The sequence below is a fragment of the Aureispira sp. CCB-E genome, assembly GCF_031326345.1.
GTDB lineage: Bacteria > Bacteroidota > Bacteroidia > Chitinophagales > Saprospiraceae > Aureispira.
Window position 1 is genome coordinate 1,083,574 of the sequence record NZ_CP133671.1, and the last position, 17,221, is coordinate 1,100,794.

Here is a 17,221-nt window from a genome sequence, read left to right on the forward strand (position 1 = left end):
ATAAAACATTAGACTCTTGATCAAAAGATATTTTTGTTTGTTTTTTTGGTAAAAAAATACTAGATTTAATAGTTGTATATTGTTTTTTTGAGATTATAAATCTCTTGAATTCATTGCTATAAAACCATTACACCTAATAAAACACACTATTATGTCTAAGTTATTAAAACAACTAAAAACGTTAAGAGGTCAAGTTCGAAAATACAAAGATACACTGGCTTATTATGAAAAACTATTTAATGAAGATGGCGTTATTGACGATCAAGAACGTTCTAAATTGGATCGGTTGAACGCTGCTATTCAAAAAATAGAAGATAATGTTATTCAAAGGCAGCAAAAATTGAAACTTGGTGGAAAGATTGTCAATAAGGTTAATGAAACGACAGAAAATATTGGTGATTCGCTGAGCAAAAGAGATGATATAGTAGATCATTCTCTTGTCAACCAAGACGAAAATCCTACCCCACGAGTTGATGATCAACCTAGTCCAAATGATAATTCTTCAATACAAGAAGGTCAGGATAAATATGCTGCAATTGCCGAAACCCCCGCTGTAAAAGAGTTTTTAACTGGTATTCATAAATCAGAAGGTGGTTATGTGGATGATCCTAATGATCCAGGAGGAAAAACCAAATATGGAATTGCTGAAAAAAGAGAATGGCCTGCTTTTGCAAAAATGTTTGGTTTAGATGTTAATAATCCTTCCTTGATTAAGGATATTACGAAACAACAGGTAGACGAATATTATATCAAGACTAGATTTGAGCAAAATGGCTTGGATAAAATTAAGAGTACCAAGGTTATCAATGCTATTTTTGACCAAAGTATTTTGACGCCAGGAATTGTTAAAAAGAACATCAAAAGAGCCTTAAATGCATTAGATTCTAACAATAAATTCCCTGTGAATAATTCCGAATTTACAACAGCTGAAATTGCTGCAATCAATGCTAGTAATGCTAATCAATTGGTTGAAAAATTTGTAGTGTACCAAAATGAGTACTACGATGGATTGGTCAAAAAGAATCCTACCAAGTTTGGTAAGTATATCAAAGGGTGGAAAAATAGAACAGCTCGATTGACTGGATTTAAAGGTGGTGAGCAAGAAACTAAGAATACAGAATCTAATACTGAGTCTAATTCAGGAAATACCTTTGAGGTGCCTTCGGGTTGGGGCTTGTTGCGAATTGCAAAGGAGCATGGGGTGACAGTAGAGCAGTTGAAGGAATGGAATGCGGACAAATTAAAAACTTATGGCAATGGAGAGCAAGGCTTTAATGCTGGGGAGACGATTATGATAAAAGGAGGTAGTTCCTCTGGTGGTAATGTTTCAGATGATGGCAAAACCAGTGAAGGGGAAGAGACCGAATTGGCAGAAGGTGGCTACATTAAACCATCGTGGATTAGAGAGGCAGAAAAGCATTTGGGAAAAAAAGAAACTGCTAGAATGGTAAAAGATGATCCATGGGTTAAAATGTTGTTTGAAAGCTTAGGGGCGTATGATTGGGCAAAAACTCAAACAGTGCGCGATGCCAATTGGTGTGCTGCTTTTGTCTCTTATTGTTTTAAACAAACAGGACAATCTCCTTTATCTGGATTTGATGGCATGAGAGCCAAAACATATGCCGCCAAATATGGAAAAGAAGTCTCCAGACCTGTTTATGGAGCCTTGGCAATTGTTAAAAGAGGTGGTGCAGGGCATATTGGTTTTGTTGTAGGATACAACAAGAAAACTAAGGTAATTACAATGTTGGGAGGTAACCAGAACAATTCTGTTAATATCAAAAAGGAGAGAAGGCAAGTAATTGCTTATAAAGTACCTTCTAGTTGGAATATTCCTGAACAAAACTACTTAGATTAAGGTTCTTTTATTAAGGCTTGGTCGGCAGCGTACTATTTGTCTAAAACAAATAGTACGTTGTACTTTAGAGTAAAGTCATTTTTCTAACATCAATTGAGTGTCTTTAAGAACCAAATCAAGAAACTGCTTCGCTTGTAGTGTTGTCGTTTTATTTTTTAGTTGTTCGAGTATGGCTGCTTTCCATTCTAGATGATTTTTATAAAACGAAGTTGCGTTAACAAATTTTCCATCTTGGTATGTGAGAATTTGGATGGGCATTCGAAAAAACAACCTAGAGTTTTGGAAGTAGTTTGCTTTTTGATCTTGATCATTAATAATTTTTGAGAATTCATGCTCTGCTTTTTGATGGATTGCCTGTACATCAGAATAGGAGGAAGGACTTGTACTAAAAATCGTCTCGATATAGTCTTGAATGGAAGCATTTTCTGGGGATAACGGACTGTCAAACTGAGCTAAAAATTGGGGGGTAACTGCTGGTTCCAATAATTCAGGAATGCCATCTTTATCCAAGTCAAGAATTAAAGAATAGGCATCATTACACTGATGAATTTTTTTTAATTGTATATTCCCATTTTCTAAAAAAACAAGATTAAAAACTCTAGTAATTTTATAATGTTCATCTCCAGAAAAAGTAATTAGTTCAACTTGTTTATTGCCATCTAAATCTACAAAACTAAATGTGAAATTTTCTTCATTAGAGAGCTCGTTTTCTTGTAGCCTCTTTTCTATTTGATTAAACCAGTATTCCTTTGTTTGGTCATGCAAAATTTCAAAAGGAGGTTTTTGAGAACCTGTGTTTTGGAGTTGAGCTTGAGCATAAAGTGCTAAAAAGCAACTAAAAAAGAGGCTTAAAATGGACTGATGCATAATATTGGATTTTGTATTTAATAATGATAGTTAATCGTACATTAATAGTGCCATTTTAATTGGAGATTTACCTCTGTTTGCTACTAAAAGAGGTGGTTACAATGCTTAAAAATTGTATTCGTAGCGATATTAAATAACTTTTTTACACAAAACTAAGTCATGAAATTTTACTATCTAATTTTCTTATTTTTATTAACTGCTTGCGCTAATGAAACAAGCCCATCGACTAATGTAGAGACAGTAACGGATACTTTAGCAACCAATACAGAAGTGTTGCGAGAGGTGGAAGAAAATACAACAGTGTCTGATGAGAACCAAGCAACTCCGAATCCTCCAGATAGCATTCCTGTGCCATCTTTTGCCATTCATTTTGATTTTTCAGAAGGTGTACAAAAGATATTGGATAGTGGTAAAGAGCGTTTGGTTGTTGATATTGCTTTAAGCGGATTGCCCAAAGATGTGTCAAATGTTGCTGGTAAAGATTATTATAATGAAGAGGATGAACAAATATACCTTAAAAGTATCGCATTGTTATATGAACAGAATGAGACCCAAACCATGCACATTGAAAACTTAAACATTAGTAAGGAAGCTTTGGACGCCTTGCAGAATCCTAATTATATGATTACAATTAATTTTTATAGTAGTAGAACGTCTTCGGATAATAATATATTTAGTGCCAATGCTTTGATAGAAGAAGTCAATTCAATGAAAAACAAAACACACACTATAAAGGTTAAGATGTTGTAATGAAATTTGTTAATCGTTGTATTACAACTGAAGATTTCGTAGATGTTTGATTTTTCTATGAAAATAAACCGACTTAATTTATAAATAACGTAACATGCAAGTATACAAACTACTATTCGGCACAGGGCTTTTTATTTTAATTGGTTGTGGAACCAAGAAAACGAAGGACAGAACAACCAATCCGCAGGAGGTGAATGTCAAGGTAGAAGTTGCCCCTTCAAAGCCTACTGTTGCTACTACAACATTAAATGTAGATCAACTAATTCAAAAAATTGATCAAGAAACAGCGGAATTTAAACCGATTGAGCGCAATATTACTATTCAAGAAATACATGAGTGTGCAGTTAAAGATTATAAGGATCTAAAAAAATATGTGTTCTGTTTTGCAGGAGGAATGAAAGCACAAGAAGCTGTTTTTTATTACCATGAAGGAAAACCAATAGCAGCACTCTACACTTTGGAAGAGTACAATGCTTCCCCTGCAAACTTAGCGGCTTACGAGGCAGACAAAACAAAAAAGCGTCAGGTGAAGTTGTATTTTAAAGATGGCGATTTAAGAAGTTTTGATAAGGCGGTTGATTTAGAGAACAAAGCCGTTGTTTTGGATAAGGCACAGACAGATGAATGGGAAATATTGATAGCAGCCATTCAGTAATTGGTCATAATTGTAGCAAAAGTTCTTTTAGCATGGTCTTTCGTTGACGATTGTCAATATTCCGAACCGCAATACCCAATGCTTTTCGAGTACCTACAAAAATAGCCATTTTTTTAGCTCGGGTCAATGCTGTATAAATCAAGTTGCGATACAACATGCTAAAGTGTTGTAAAACCAATGGAATGATAACAATATCAAATTCACTTCCTTGAGATTTGTGAATGGTAATGGCATAGGCTAACTCTAGGTCAATAATGTCTTGTTTTTGATATTCAACAATTCTAGTTTCAGAGCCATTTTGATATTGAACAGCTAATACCATATCTAAAGAATTGATGGACGTAATAATTCCAATATCACCATTAAAAACTTCTAAATCGTAATTGTTTCGGCGTTGAATAACTCGATCGCCTATTCTAAAGACACGGCTCCCCATCTCGATGGACGCTTTGCCTTGTTGAGCGGGGTTTGCCATTGCTTGAATCAACTGATTGAGATTGTTGGTTCCCATGCTGCCTACTTTCATGGGAGCTAAAATCTGTGTTTCTAATAGAGTAGAGAATTTGTTAGGAATTGTTTTGGTGTATAAACGAACGATCATTTCTGCTGCGGTCAAACCATAATGAAGCGAGGACCACGGATGAATATTTTGCAAAACTTGTTTTAAAGCTGTTGCTTCACTTGACGATTTTAAAAGCGCATTCAAATCAGCATTTAAATATTTATCAGGAATATTAAAAACATAAGAACGAACTCCTTTGCGTCGAATCGCATCTATTTCTTTTTCTGAAGTTTCTTGGATGTAGAAATCTTTTTTCATTTGAACAGATTTGTAGGTTTCATCCGATTCCTTGACAAAGGCAATATTATTGTTTTCAAGCACCTCTTTCATCGTTTTGTTGATTTTCTGGATGAATTTCAATTGATCTTTGGTCGCTTCGTCCGAATCAATGAATAGGCAATCAATACCTTGTTCCCATGCATTAGTTTGGTGAATAGGCGACTCAATTTTAGGTACTTGTCCTTTATTAATTTGGTGTGCGTATTGAATGATGCGACTTTCTTGTGCTTGGCGAAAAATTTTCAAGAGCTGGTACGTAGGAATAACTTGACTATCTATCAAGTCTTTTAGAACATTTCCTGCGCCTACCGAAGGTAATTGGTCGGCATCTCCAATCAACAAGACTTGGGCTTTAGTTGGAATGGCTTTGAGTAAGGAAGCAGCCAGAGAAATATCTAACATAGACGATTCGTCAATAATAATGAAATCACATTCCAAAGGCTCTTCTTCGTTTTTTTGAAACTGCCCAGAGCCAGGTTGCCAAACCAATAAACGATGGATGGTTTGAGCTTCCATACCAATAACTTCAGCCATGCGTTGTGCAGCTCGACCAGTTGGTGCGGCTAATAAAATACGCTTTTTCATAGCACGAAGGAGTTGAACCAAGGCTTTTGTGGTGGTGGTCTTTCCACAACCAGGACCTCCTGTTAAGATAGAAAAAGGCTGCGCTACAGCACCTAGTACAGCGTGATATTGCTCTTGGCTAAGCGGAAATTTTTGACGCTGATTATAACGTCCTAGCCAATTGTTTACTCTTTTTAGATCAATTTGGATTTTTTGTTGGCGTAGTTGTTTGGTTAAATGAGCGGTATTGAGTTCGTCATAGTATAAGCTCTTGGAGTAGTAGCACGTTAAGGTATCTTGTTGTCTTGTTTTTAGCTCGTTATCAGCCTCCATACCTACAATTTCTTGAAGAACCAATGTTGTAAAATCCTGTTGTAATAATTTTTTTACTTCTAATTGAATATTTGCTAACTCCAAATAACAATGTCCTTGCTCTCTACTAGCCGCCAAAACGTGACTAATTGCTGCTCGTATTCGTTGAGGGCTGTCTTTTTCCAAACCAATATTCAAGGCAATTTTATCAGCAGAAAAGAAACCAATGCCATAAATATCTTTGGATAATTGATAAGGATTTTCTTGAACAATACGGATCGCATCGTTGCCATATTGCTTAAAAATCTTCACTGCAAATAGGGTGCTAATGCCATAACTTTGAAGAAATAGCATCACATTTCGAATTTCTCGATGCTCGACCCATGAATTGGTAATTTGCTGCAATTTTGTACTGGCAATTCCAGGAACTTCCGTTAACCGTTCAATTTTATATTCAAAAATATCTAAGGTATCTGCTCCAAAATAGTTGACAATGCGCTTTGCAATTTTGGGACCTACTCCACGAATCATTCCTGAACCTAAGTACTTTTCTAAAGCAGAGGCAGTAGCGGGCTTTCGTTCAATAATTTTATGAGCTTTGAACTGCTCGCCAAATTTAGGGTGTTGTACCCATTCTCCTTCAAATTCCATCGTTGCCCCCGCAAAAACATTGGCTTGATGGACTGTAACCGTTCTTAACTCGTGCAAACTTTGCATTGGATTAACTTTTAAAACAGTCCACCCCGTTTCTGTATTGTGATAAGTTACTCGGTGTATAATTCCAATAAAAGTTTCCATGAATATATTGGTTTTTTGTAGTTGATTCGTATTAGTGGTTTATTAAGGAATGTGTATTGGGCGATATTTTATTTTGTTAATGTCGATTTACGAGAAATAAGATTGTTATAAATTTTATAGAAGGAAAATTGCGTAATAATGTTATATTTGTTAGGATTCTCTTAATACAATAGTTAGTTAACTGCACGACTACTTTGTGGTCGTTGAAATTATCTATTAGCACCATTAGGATGACAAAATATTAATCTGATTGAAGGTGTATTTTGTTGATAGTTAGTGGTTTTGTGAGGGCGTGGAGTGCGAATGACTAACTAATAACAACTCCTTCAAAAACTAGAGCGTATTAAAACCCGAGCTATTGATAATCTCTACTAAATTAATACAAAAAAGTCTATGAACCTCAAAATAACCTTATACAGCATTCTGTTTGGTCTCTTTGTTTCGTGTACCAACAATAATACTACATCTACAGAACAGTTGCAAGTACAATTGGACAAAGCAATTGGTTATAATGATTATTACACGGCTATTTACTATGCCCACGAGCTATTAGCAATCAACCCCAATCTTGATTCTACAGCGATACAATTAGCAGAATTATACAAGGTAACTAAAAACTATGCTGGTGCAATCAAAGTTGCAGAGGAGTTAATACCTAAAGTAACTCTAGAAGAACAGCTAGTTTTATGGACATTAAAAGCAGAATCATTGACAGCATCTCGAAACTATCCAGAAGCAATAGCTGCCTACAATGTACTCAAAGGGCTAGATAAAACGAAGGCGTTGGAATATTTGTATGAAATTGGTGTCCTGTATTTTCAAGCAAGAGATATTCAGAATGGTATTCAAACAATGGAACAGGTGCGGGATTTGCCAACGAGTAAAACAACTTTAACTAAAATTCATTCGGATTGGGGAGAAGATAATGTCTCTTATTATTTAGCGGCTCTCAATTATATCGGATATATAAAAATTGAAACCAATGATTTTGATGCTGCCACCGCTATTTATGATGAAATTACTCGTTTGGGGGTTCCCTTTAAGTTGGCCGCAGGAAACAAAAAATTGTTGGAACAATTAAAAGCAAGTACTGCCAAGAAATAAAACTTGTATATGACAGAAGTAGCTAACATCGATAAAAAAGTTGGTTTAAGAGTACACCTTTTTGAGTCTGTTCCTGCTGAGTCTTTAGCTCTTTTTAGAATGGCTTGGGGCGTGATTATGTTTTACTTTTTTGGGAAGCTCATTTTGTGGACGAATCTTGGCAAACTGCGCTATATTGATCCTATTTTTCATTTTAGATACCCTGGTTTTGAATGGCTAGAAATTCTTCCGCCAGGACTCATGAATTTTACCTTGTATCTTGGCTGTATTTTGGCTGTTATGTTACTGTTAGGAGTTTATTATCGGTTTGCTAGTATTGCAATGGCAGTTGTCTACATCTATGTATTTTTAATTGACGTTTCTTATTGGAACAATCATTATTATGCCTACGCACTAGTAGCTATTTTTTTTGCTACAACCGATGCACATCAGGCATTTTCAATTGATAAGTGGCGTTTGGGCTTGAGTGGAAAAATTCCTAGGTGGCAGTTGTATTTGTTTCGATTCCAGTTTCTGGTGATCTACTTTTATGGAGGACTTTCTAAGTTGCAAAATAAAGATTGGATTGATAATATGGCAGGTTATTCTTTGGTAGAGAATAGTTTTGCGTTAAAAGGTTGGTCGGTCAAACATCACATTATTTATCCTTGCTCGATGTTAATTACTTGGGGAGGAATATTTTTTGACCTATTCATAGGAGGACTTTTATTATGTCGAAGAACATTGTGGCTGGCGTTTATTCTTGTCGTTAGTTTTAATATGACGAATGCTTTGTTTTTGAGAATAGGAACGTTTCCTTATACCATGTTGCTGTCATTTGTTTTATTTATTCCTCCTGTTGAATTAGCTGCATTTATTAACAAACGTTTTAGAAACAAACAGCTCGAAGGACAAGCCGAAGTTGTAGAGAAACAAACAGCGTCACTGGTATATCAATCAGTCGTAATGATAAGCTTGGGAGTATTTGTTGTTTTTCAGTTGTTATTCCCTTTTAGAAGTTGGGCAATAGATGGAAGTGTTTTTTGGACGAAGGAAGGAAAATTATACAGCTGGCATATGATGTCTGGTAGTAGTGATGTTTATGCTAAAATGAGTGTTGTCGAAATGGACGATACAAAAACAGTAGAGTTGGGTTATTCTGAATTAGTACCTGAGAATTTTTTATCCCCTAGACAGGTTAAGAGTTTAGGAATCTGGCCGACTTTAGTGCCTCAGTTTGCTCGATTTCTAAAAAAAGAAGCTGAGTTGGCAGGTTTTAAGAATGTTGAAATTAGAGGTGAAATACTTGTCTCAAGAAATAAGCGCCCTTTTGTGCCCATTGTTCATCCCGATGTTGATTTAGCAAGTGTCGAGACGCATTACTGGAAACACAACGATTGGATTTTACGCTATTCAGATGAAGATGGTTATTTTAAGTAATCTGATAATTTAAGGCTGTCCTAGGAAGTAGCACCTTAGCTAACTACTAAGGAAGAATAAAGAAGAATAAACGGTTCGTTACATTATAGGAATAATGTATTGGACAAGCATGATTATATACCCCCAAAATAGAGTTATGAAATACTTGATATATTGTTCATTTTTTTTGCTGTTATGGGCTTGTGTGGCACCAGAAACAGTTTCTCATATTGAGAACAAATACAATAGAGCACTCAGTTTAGACGATTATCATACCGCTATTGTGTACTTGCATGAAATCGAAGATTTAGATCCTAACAACAACAGCGTGTACAAAAGGTTAGCCGATTGTTACTTCAAAGTAGGAGCTTACGACTCCGCTATAAAAGCCGTAGATATAGCTCTAAAAGAGGCTAATGAATTAGAACAACGAAAACTATTGTTGTTAAAAGCAAAATCATTGGTTGAACAAACAAATTATGTTGATGCTGTGGCTGCTTATATGGCTTTGATTGAGGTAGAACCTAAAAGAGCCTTAGAGTATCGTTATGAGATGGCAGTTTTATATAAAGCACATGGTGATTTGGGGAATGCCGTCTTGCAAATGGAGAAGAACCTTGATGATCCTTTGGCTAAATTGTTACAACGAGAAATCATTTTAGAAAATGGAGAAAGCGAACTCGTTACTTATTATCATGCTAGCTTAAATTTTATAGGGGCAATACAAATACAAGCAAACGATTTGGAAGCGGCTCAAAGAACGTATAAAAAATTATTTCAGGATAATACTTCGTTTATTCTAGCTCAACAAAACTATCAAATATTATTACAATTGATGCAGCAAAAAACAACCATTCAGTAACAAATAAAAAATGCGCCTAAAACGTAATGTTTCATCTAGGCGCATCTTAAAAGTTGGTGTTAGAATTAATATTAGGCTACGAACACATGATATAGAGTGAGAGCTGCTTATTTAATTCGCATAATCCAACGAACACTCATATTCGTTACTCGGTTTTCAATACCTGCTACTCTAAACCGCAAAGGATCTCTATCGCCACCATCTCTAGACGTTGCCATATAACTACCCCAGTTTCCATCATCATCTATTGTGCTAACACCATTGATTATCCCTTGATCCGAGTCATCGGCTTGTACCTGTTCAAAATTATTGGCATCATCATTTTGAAATTGTCCACTGACAGTACTTCCTCTTAAAAAACGACCCCTAGATACATCACCAGAGACTGAAGTTGTATTGTTGTTTAGGTTTGGAATAGGACGACCATTGATAGGACTAGCTGCATCTACAACAGTTCCCCCGACACATTCCACCCAACCAGCAGGTAAACCAGGAAGTCCCCCACCGATATTTCCGTGCCAAGCAACAATGGATCCGATTGGAACCATTCCATAACCTGCATTAGACCAAATAGCATTACCTGCATTATCTTGACATAGTAGGACATCACCAGCAGTGGCACCACCACCACGAATACGAACTGTACCATTAACATCCAGTGTTCTACTAGGAGCACCTGTTCCAATACCGACTCGATTGGTACTAGCATCTACCATCAGACTATTGCCATCTACAATTAAGTCTCCACCATTATCACTTTGCAAATAGAGAGGTGTGTTGGCATTGGTAATCATTTCATTGCCATCAATTCTTAAGGTGTTCCCAATTTCTAAAACACCAGAGCCAGCAGTACCTGTTGCATCAGTTGTTGCGGTAAATTCTACTCGGCCACCAGCTACTTCCAAACGATCAACAGGCGTGCCTGTACCAATACCAACTCGGTTGGTGCCTGCATCGACAAAAAACATATTCGCAATCCCGTCAGATTCTATTCTAAAGTTACGATCTAGTCCTTGTTCATTGAAAATAACTTGTGTGTTGGCATCCAAATCAATAGATGTAGCACCGTTTTCTCTAATAATGAAGCGACCATCATCGCCATCGTCAAATAAGTTAGCTAACAAGGTACCTCCTGTGTTTTCGTCTCGCCACTCTACATCGCCCCCAAATCGAGAGGTGCCGTTATCTAGAACTGTAAATTTATTGATTCCATTATCTTGAACGACAAAATCACCCGTTCCAGAAAGGTTGTATGTTAAATTAAAATTGCCTTGTGTAATAGTAGTATTTTCAACTAAAGCACCCCCCATACGAATGCGGTCAGCACCAGCATTGACATACAATCCATTGTCGGCACTAGCTGTTAAGGTAACTGCTCCCGTAGTTCCTCCACCGACGAGACCTGCGCCTGCTGTAACGCTTGTAATATCTCCTCCTGCTGGGATTGCCTGAGTTGCAAGAACGCCATTGGGGTCGGCAACAACCATGCGAGTTCCTGTGCCTCCAAGCACCGTAATTCTAGCATTTCCTACAACGTGCAGTTTTTCGGTGGGGGCATTGGTTCCAATCCCTACATTTTGTGCTTGTAGGTTGGTTTGAACAGCCCAGAAGCCTAGTGTAGAAAAAAGTAATAGTTTTTTTATCATAACTTGAGGTTTATTCAATTTGATACTTTATAGATTTACTAAAAAAGCACAAATCAAGGTGTATTAAATAGTTTATAAATCGGTATTCGTTTCTGGTAACCATTGGTGGATTTTTTCGATGGTCACAGTTGAAGTGTCTAAGGGATTGCCCATTAGGTAGAGCATCTTTAATGTTTTTAACTGGGCCAAACTTTCAGGTATTTGCGTTAACCTATTGTTGTTGATATAGAGTGCTGTTAAATGCGTTAGGTTTTTGAAACTTTCAGGAATTGTTGTCAACTGATTGTTGGTCACTTCAATAATTTCTAATCGTTTTAGTTGATCAAAACCTATCGGCCAATCACTCAATTCATTGCGTTCAAGATTGATTTCCCTTAAATATTCTAAGGGGCTAAGGTCTGTGGAAATTTTATTGATATTATTCGCATGCAAATCTAATTTTTCTAACTTTTTCCAATTGGCAAGATTTCCATGAATACTTAAAATTGTATTTCTACTTAAATCCAATTCAACCAAGTTGCTTAAATGAAACAACACAGTAGGAAAGGATGCGAATTGATTTTTGCTAAGATCTAAGCTTTGCAAGGTTTTTAAGTGCTTAAATTCTTGTGGTAGTTCGGATAAAAGATTTTTACTAAGGTCAAGTAGTTGTAGTTGTTTTAGCTGCCCAATGGTGGCGGGGATATTTTGAAGTTGGTTGTTTCTCGCCATTAAGTGAGTTAAGCTGCTTGCGGTACCAATTTCATTAGGAAGGTGACTTAGTTGATTATTTTCAAGGGTTAATACTTGAAGTTGGGGTAATTTTCCAATGCTTGAAGGAAGATGAGTTAACTTATTTTCAGCTAAATTCAAATTTTGTAACTGATTGAAGTAAGCTATATTTTGTGGTAATAAAGTGAGTTGATTACCCCTCAAATTGAGTGTCTTTAACGATTTTAAAGCTAGGATTTTATCAGAAATAATTTCGATTTTATTAAAGGAGAGGTCTAAGCTTGCTAGTTTTTGTAAGGCAACTAAGACTTCAGGAAAGGTGTTTATGGAGTTATTGCTTATTTTTAAGCTCGTGAGTGAGGTTAGTTGAGCTACTGTTGAGGGCAGCTCTTGAAGTTGATTATTCGTCAAATTCAAATTTTGGAGCAAGGTCAACCGACCAATAGAAGCAGGAAGATTTTGTAGCCGATTGCTTTTTAATCCTAAGTGTTCAAGTTGTTGTAAGTTCCCAATCGTCAACGGAAGTTCTTTTAATCGGTTGCGTTCGACATACAAGTGCTTTAATGTTTGCAGTTGATGAAGTGTTTCGGGGAGGCTTAGAATTTGATTGGAAGAAACATCCAAAATTTGTAATTGTTCTAAACTCAAAATCTGTTTAGGAAAAGAATTGAGGCGATTGTTGGATAAATTGAGTGTGTGCAATTGCTGAAGATTGTTAATAACATCAGAAAGCGTATCTAGCCTATTGTAGCTTATATCCAATATTTTTAAGGCAGGCAAATGTAGTAGAGGAATAGCTTGTAGTTGGTTAGAACTCAAATTAAGTACCTCTAAAGTCTCGATTTGACCAATTTCTTTGGGGATAGAGTGCAATCGATTGCGTTTTAGGTTGAGTGTTTGCAACTGTTTTAGTGTGCCAATTTCTGAAGGCAAGGATTCTAATTCATTATCTTTTAATAGTAATACTTGTAAATGCTCAAGCTGCCCTATAGCAGTTGGTAGTTTTTGTAAACCATTTTTTTCTAAATGGAGTTTTTGTAAATTTTTTAAAGGTTTTAGATCTTTTGGAAAACCTTGTACGCCATTATTAGATAAGTTTAAATATTGGAGATGGCTTAAGTTTGTTAGCTCGTTAGGCAGTATAGAGATATAATTTCCCTCCAAATTGAGTGCTTGCAAGTGTTGAAGCGTAAAGATAATGGTTGGAATGCTTGTTAATTTAGGGGTTTGATTACTCAGATTGACGCGATAGATGTTTTTACCTTTCGACAATGCAGCTTCTATTTGGGCAATAGAAGTATACTCTAGTTGTGAAGCTAGAAGATTTTGGGGTAATAATGTTTGAGATATTATTAAGGAGGTGGTAGATCTTAAAAGCAAACAAACAATAATTAACCATTTTACACAGCAATATAAATAATCACGCATACCTTATGTGTGTTAATTTTCCAGTGAAGCTATTAGGGGGAATCCTACACCTTCATTGATGGTAAATGGAACTCTTGCTAGAAGAATTATTATACAATATAATTAAAAAAATAACAAAGTAGGTTATAAAACAACATTAATATCTTGGTAAGTCATTTATTTTTAGTTGTTTAAGTGTCTTTTTGTGCCTTAGTAATTATTTTTTATAAAAAAAATGAGAGAATAGCTGTAAAAGAAAAAAATATTACTATATTTGTAGCTCATGGGTTTTAGGGTTTAGTTTTCTAAGGTTAGAGTACTGCAAGGTACTCTAGCCTTTTTTTATTGAATGGCATCAATTGTCCAACTAAAATTAGGAGCTAAAAGGGGCATTTTTCTCCAATTTAACTCTTTTAACCGTATTTCTATAGATTGTCCTTCTTGGTTTCCAATCAATATTAAATCCCCCGTATTGGTCACTTGATATCTGAAAGGATATTCAACTAAAGTGCCTGTATGAGTCAAATAGAATAGTTGTTCTTCTGGATTGTATTGAAATTTGTAATCTTGCATCTTATCATCCATGGTTTGAACAATAAAATAATTGCGACGATGTACAAATACCCTTTTCCAGCGTTTGGTGAAGTTAGATAGGGCAGGTATAGGAACATCATTTTCTAAAAAAGAGTTGACTTCATAAGCACCATGAAAAAGAGGACGAGCTTGCATGTCGTCGTTGAAGTTATTCGCTTCAAAATAAGGAATAAGACATTCAAATAAGATAAGCCAAATTGAAAGGGTTTTGACCGTAGCATATACAAGTCGTTTGGGATGCTGTTCAAATGCAGGCCACCAAATCTTAGGAGGGACTAATTTTTGATGAATAAAAAAAGCATATAGTGAAGGGAGGTAAGGTAGAATCAAAATAAACGAGAGGAAGAGAAAAAAACTAGCATAGAGTTTTACAGAAATATTAAATCCTATATTGATAGCAAGAACATTGCTCAAAATTCCTAGGGCAAATAAACTACCAATCAAATAGGTTTTTCTAAATAACAGCAGGCTGGCTGCAAGAACTTCCAACGCGCCTCCCCAAAATGTATAAATATAGGAACTCCCCATAGTAGACCAAAACAACAAGTCTTTAGGAGTGTCCCCAACAAATGTGTATAATGTATTCGGTTCTGGTAGGAAAAATTGGCATTTGAATACTTTGTTAAATCCATATAAAAATAACTGCAATGCCAAGTAGTACCGAACATATGTATAGAATGCATAGGCTAATTTAGCCTCATTAAGTTTGGGTTGTCGTTGTTTCCAGCAATAAGCTATAACAACCGAAATAATCAATAAGTTAAAGGTATGAAGATATGCTCCTGTCGAATCTGATGTTAATTGATAAATAAATGGTTCTTGGAGATTAAAAATAAAATGCCCTGTCCATAAGACAAGCTGCTCAAAAAAAGGGTCAGAGTACGTTCGAAAGGTAGGAATATAATTAGTAGGGGTGGAAAAACTAATGGTAAATAATAAAACAAATAAGATGGTGCTTCTCCATGTGTATTGTTTTATTGAGGACTTATTACCAAGCGCAGATTTAATAGACATAGTATGTTTTTTGATAAGTAGTAGCCATTCAGAAAAAATGACAGAAACCGCAAAGCAGTACAATGAATAAAGTGCTATTTTAATCTTAGATTAATACATGATTTTTAGATTACCTGCTTATAATCCGTAGTGCAAGGGGGGCTTTGTAATGGTCTGAATGGCTACCGATAAAGCTAGTGAGTCGTATTAGAAACTGTCGGTTTCATCAGAATAGAAAAGAAACCTATCAGTGAAATTGTAGATAAGAGGAGGATTAAAATAAGAGCCCTAGATTTTTGAGGGGGAACAGTAGTTAGTTTTATAGAAGTGGTGTCGTTGGAGGAAGAGACAGTTTCTGTTTTATCTACTGTTGAATCTTTTTGTAGGGTTTGATGTGATTTTTTGGGGAGGAGGTTTGGTTTAGGTTTGGAATGAATAGGACGTTGTTGGGATTTTTTGTTAAATTTTGGAGGATTACAAGGTTGAATTTTCTCCAAAGAATCCTCTAAAGGAATCTTATTGGATGTAATTGGTTTGATGTTAATCGGACATTTTTTCTTTTTAACTTGGGACGGAATCCGATAGTCAATAGGTCCTAAACCAAATTCATCTGGAACATAAATTGTAAAACTTGAGTTGGCGCCACTGTGGCTGCGCAAAGCAATTTTTTTGGTTTGAGCAGAACATAAACTGAAGCCAATAAATAGAAGCCCAAAACTTAAGAAAACTGATTTCATGGAATAATTATTTATTTTGTAAAAGAATAAACCAAAAGTAGTATTCGCACCCCAAAACGGCTAAAAAATGCTTTGTAAACGCTTTGTAAACTATTTTACAAGGGTTTTGCAAAGAAAAAATGGTGTAGAGTTGAAGAAAACAGGCGATTATGAGATTAGAAATTTATACAACATGACCGAAAAACAATTAAGAGGCTTTGAGTTGCTAAAGCAAGAGGTAGAAGCAACGTTTCGGCAGCAAGTGATTTCTTGTCAAGAATCCATTCACGAGTGGAAAGGAAAGCAAATTAAATTGTTCCAAGATACTTTAAGTGAAACAGTAGGTGGCTATGTTAGTGAGAAGTGGTTTTATACCCATTTGAAAGTAAAGAAAAATGAAAAGCTTCCTCGAATAGATATGCTCAATTTATTATCTCGTTATGTTGGTGTTGCAGATTGGCAAGCTTTTTTGAGTAATCTAGAACTAGAGCCTGTTGTGAAGGAAGAGTGGCTTGATGATACTCCAAGACCTTCCTCTAAATTAACAACTATTTTACTACCATTGCTTGCATTAGTAATAGGAGGAGTATTTTTATTGGGCTCATTTTTTTATAAAGAAACAACTTATCAGTTCTGCATTGTTGATCAGGATGACGGAATGCCAATTGCAGCTAAGAATATTGAGGCTTTCTTGTTAAAGAAAGGGGAATCACCGCTTGCTTTAACCGTAGATAGTTTGAGCTGCTTGCGGGTAGAAAATGTAGAAGGGGAGGTAATAAAATTAAAGATCGAAGCACTTTATTACCAGCCGTTGTTGATTCATCGTTCTATTAGTAGTGCCAAGAAGCAAGAGAGAATTGCGCTAAAAAAAGACGATTATGCTTTGATGATTCATTATTTCTCGATGAATAAAATGAAAGATTGGAAGGAAAGACGGGCGCAATTGGATGTAATGTTGAGTGACGAAGCGCAAATTATTCAAATCCACAGTCAAACAGGCGGAGGCATGGCTTTGTATAATAAAGAGGAATTTATCAATAAAATGACCATGCCAATTAAAAGCTTGCAAAATATCAATATTCTAGAAACCAAATACAAAGGCAAGAAAATCATTGAAATCCGATTTGTACAAAATGAAAAATAAG

The 17,221-nt window shown here is 35.7% G+C and carries 13 protein-coding genes; 7 read left to right on the forward strand and 6 right to left on the reverse strand.

What is annotated here, in order from left to right:
- Positions 1-151: 151 nt before the first annotated feature.
- Positions 152-1,858, forward strand: a complete 1,707-nt coding sequence (locus tag QP953_RS04100) for a TIGR02594 family protein (protein ID WP_309554053.1) — start codon at positions 152-154, stop codon at positions 1,856-1,858.
- Positions 1,859-1,933: 75 nt separating this feature from the next.
- Here the strand turns inward: QP953_RS04100 and QP953_RS04105 are convergent, their stop codons facing one another.
- Complete coding sequence (locus QP953_RS04105; protein ID WP_052594907.1) at positions 1,934-2,725, reverse strand: hypothetical protein; 792 nt, start codon at positions 2,723-2,725, stop codon at positions 1,934-1,936.
- Between the two features lie 159 nt (positions 2,726-2,884).
- On the opposite strand from QP953_RS04105, the gene QP953_RS04110 reads away from it, so the two are divergent.
- On the forward strand, positions 2,885-3,475 hold the full coding sequence (locus QP953_RS04110; RefSeq protein WP_052594904.1) for a hypothetical protein: 591 nt from the start codon (positions 2,885-2,887) through the stop codon (positions 3,473-3,475).
- Positions 3,476-3,569: 94 nt separating this feature from the next.
- Complete coding sequence (locus QP953_RS04115; protein WP_309554054.1) at positions 3,570-4,130, forward strand: hypothetical protein; 561 nt, start codon at positions 3,570-3,572, stop codon at positions 4,128-4,130.
- 4 nt (positions 4,131-4,134) lie between these two features.
- Here QP953_RS04115 and QP953_RS04120 read toward each other — a convergent pair whose 3' ends face one another.
- Positions 4,135-6,645: an AAA family ATPase gene (locus QP953_RS04120; protein ID WP_309554055.1), complete on the reverse strand. Its 2,511-nt coding sequence runs from the start codon at positions 6,643-6,645 to the stop codon at positions 4,135-4,137.
- A gap of 393 nt (positions 6,646-7,038) precedes the next feature.
- Here QP953_RS04120 and QP953_RS04125 point away from each other — a divergent pair, with 393 nt between their 5' ends.
- From QP953_RS04125 to QP953_RS04135, 3 genes are all read left to right on the forward strand, one after another.
- The gene (locus tag QP953_RS04125) at positions 7,039-7,749 is read left to right on the forward strand and encodes a hypothetical protein (RefSeq protein WP_309554056.1); all 711 of its coding nucleotides are present in this window, start codon (positions 7,039-7,041) and stop codon (positions 7,747-7,749) included.
- A 9-nt stretch (positions 7,750-7,758) separates the two neighbouring features.
- Entirely contained in the window at positions 7,759-9,168 is a 1,410-nt protein-coding gene (locus QP953_RS04130) for an HTTM domain-containing protein (protein ID WP_309554057.1), read from the forward strand.
- 136 nt (positions 9,169-9,304) lie between these two features.
- The gene (locus tag QP953_RS04135) at positions 9,305-10,009 is read left to right on the forward strand and encodes a tetratricopeptide repeat protein (RefSeq protein ID WP_309554058.1); all 705 of its coding nucleotides are present in this window, start codon (positions 9,305-9,307) and stop codon (positions 10,007-10,009) included.
- A 107-nt stretch (positions 10,010-10,116) separates the two neighbouring features.
- On the opposite strand, the gene QP953_RS04140 is transcribed toward QP953_RS04135, so the two are convergent.
- The 4 genes from QP953_RS04140 to QP953_RS04155 form a co-directional block, all read right to left on the reverse strand.
- Positions 10,117-11,655 carry a hypothetical protein gene (locus QP953_RS04140; protein ID WP_309554059.1) on the reverse strand — a complete coding sequence of 513 codons (1,539 nt, stop codon included), beginning with the start codon at positions 11,653-11,655 and terminating at the stop codon, positions 10,117-10,119.
- Between the two features lie 72 nt (positions 11,656-11,727).
- The gene (locus QP953_RS04145) at positions 11,728-13,794 is read right to left on the reverse strand and encodes a leucine-rich repeat domain-containing protein (protein WP_309554060.1); all 2,067 of its coding nucleotides are present in this window, start codon (positions 13,792-13,794) and stop codon (positions 11,728-11,730) included.
- A gap of 321 nt (positions 13,795-14,115) precedes the next feature.
- The gene (locus QP953_RS04150; protein WP_309554061.1) at positions 14,116-15,381 is read right to left on the reverse strand and encodes a hypothetical protein; all 1,266 of its coding nucleotides are present in this window, start codon (positions 15,379-15,381) and stop codon (positions 14,116-14,118) included.
- A 173-nt stretch (positions 15,382-15,554) separates the two neighbouring features.
- The gene (locus QP953_RS04155) at positions 15,555-16,097 is read right to left on the reverse strand and encodes a hypothetical protein (RefSeq protein WP_052594886.1); all 543 of its coding nucleotides are present in this window, start codon (positions 16,095-16,097) and stop codon (positions 15,555-15,557) included.
- 67 nt (positions 16,098-16,164) lie between these two features.
- On the opposite strand from QP953_RS04155, the gene QP953_RS04160 reads away from it, so the two are divergent.
- Positions 16,165-17,220: a hypothetical protein gene (locus tag QP953_RS04160; protein ID WP_309554062.1), complete on the forward strand. Its 1,056-nt coding sequence runs from the start codon at positions 16,165-16,167 to the stop codon at positions 17,218-17,220.
- The last annotated feature ends 1 nt before the right edge of the window (position 17,221 follow it).

Bases quoted from the DNA above. Each gene is read 5' to 3' on its own strand.
- QP953_RS04100 (WP_309554053.1), top strand. From the start codon at position 152: ATGTCTAAGTTATTAAAACAACTAAAAACGTTAAGAGGTCAAGTTCGA.
- QP953_RS04105 (WP_052594907.1), bottom strand. From the start codon at position 2,725: ATGCATCAGTCCATTTTAAGCCTCTTTTTTAGTTGCTTTTTAGCACTT.
- QP953_RS04110 (WP_052594904.1), top strand. From the start codon at position 2,885: ATGAAATTTTACTATCTAATTTTCTTATTTTTATTAACTGCTTGCGCT.
- QP953_RS04115 (WP_309554054.1), top strand. From the start codon at position 3,570: ATGCAAGTATACAAACTACTATTCGGCACAGGGCTTTTTATTTTAATT.
- QP953_RS04120 (WP_309554055.1), bottom strand. From the start codon at position 6,645: ATGGAAACTTTTATTGGAATTATACACCGAGTAACTTATCACAATACA.
- QP953_RS04125 (WP_309554056.1), top strand. From the start codon at position 7,039: ATGAACCTCAAAATAACCTTATACAGCATTCTGTTTGGTCTCTTTGTT.
- QP953_RS04130 (WP_309554057.1), top strand. From the start codon at position 7,759: ATGACAGAAGTAGCTAACATCGATAAAAAAGTTGGTTTAAGAGTACAC.
- QP953_RS04135 (WP_309554058.1), top strand. From the start codon at position 9,305: ATGAAATACTTGATATATTGTTCATTTTTTTTGCTGTTATGGGCTTGT.
- QP953_RS04140 (WP_309554059.1), bottom strand. From the start codon at position 11,655: ATGATAAAAAAACTATTACTTTTTTCTACACTAGGCTTCTGGGCTGTT.
- QP953_RS04145 (WP_309554060.1), bottom strand. From the start codon at position 13,794: ATGCGTGATTATTTATATTGCTGTGTAAAATGGTTAATTATTGTTTGT.
- QP953_RS04150 (WP_309554061.1), bottom strand. From the start codon at position 15,381: ATGTCTATTAAATCTGCGCTTGGTAATAAGTCCTCAATAAAACAATAC.
- QP953_RS04155 (WP_052594886.1), bottom strand. From the start codon at position 16,097: ATGAAATCAGTTTTCTTAAGTTTTGGGCTTCTATTTATTGGCTTCAGT.
- QP953_RS04160 (WP_309554062.1), top strand. From the start codon at position 16,165: ATGCTTTGTAAACGCTTTGTAAACTATTTTACAAGGGTTTTGCAAAGA.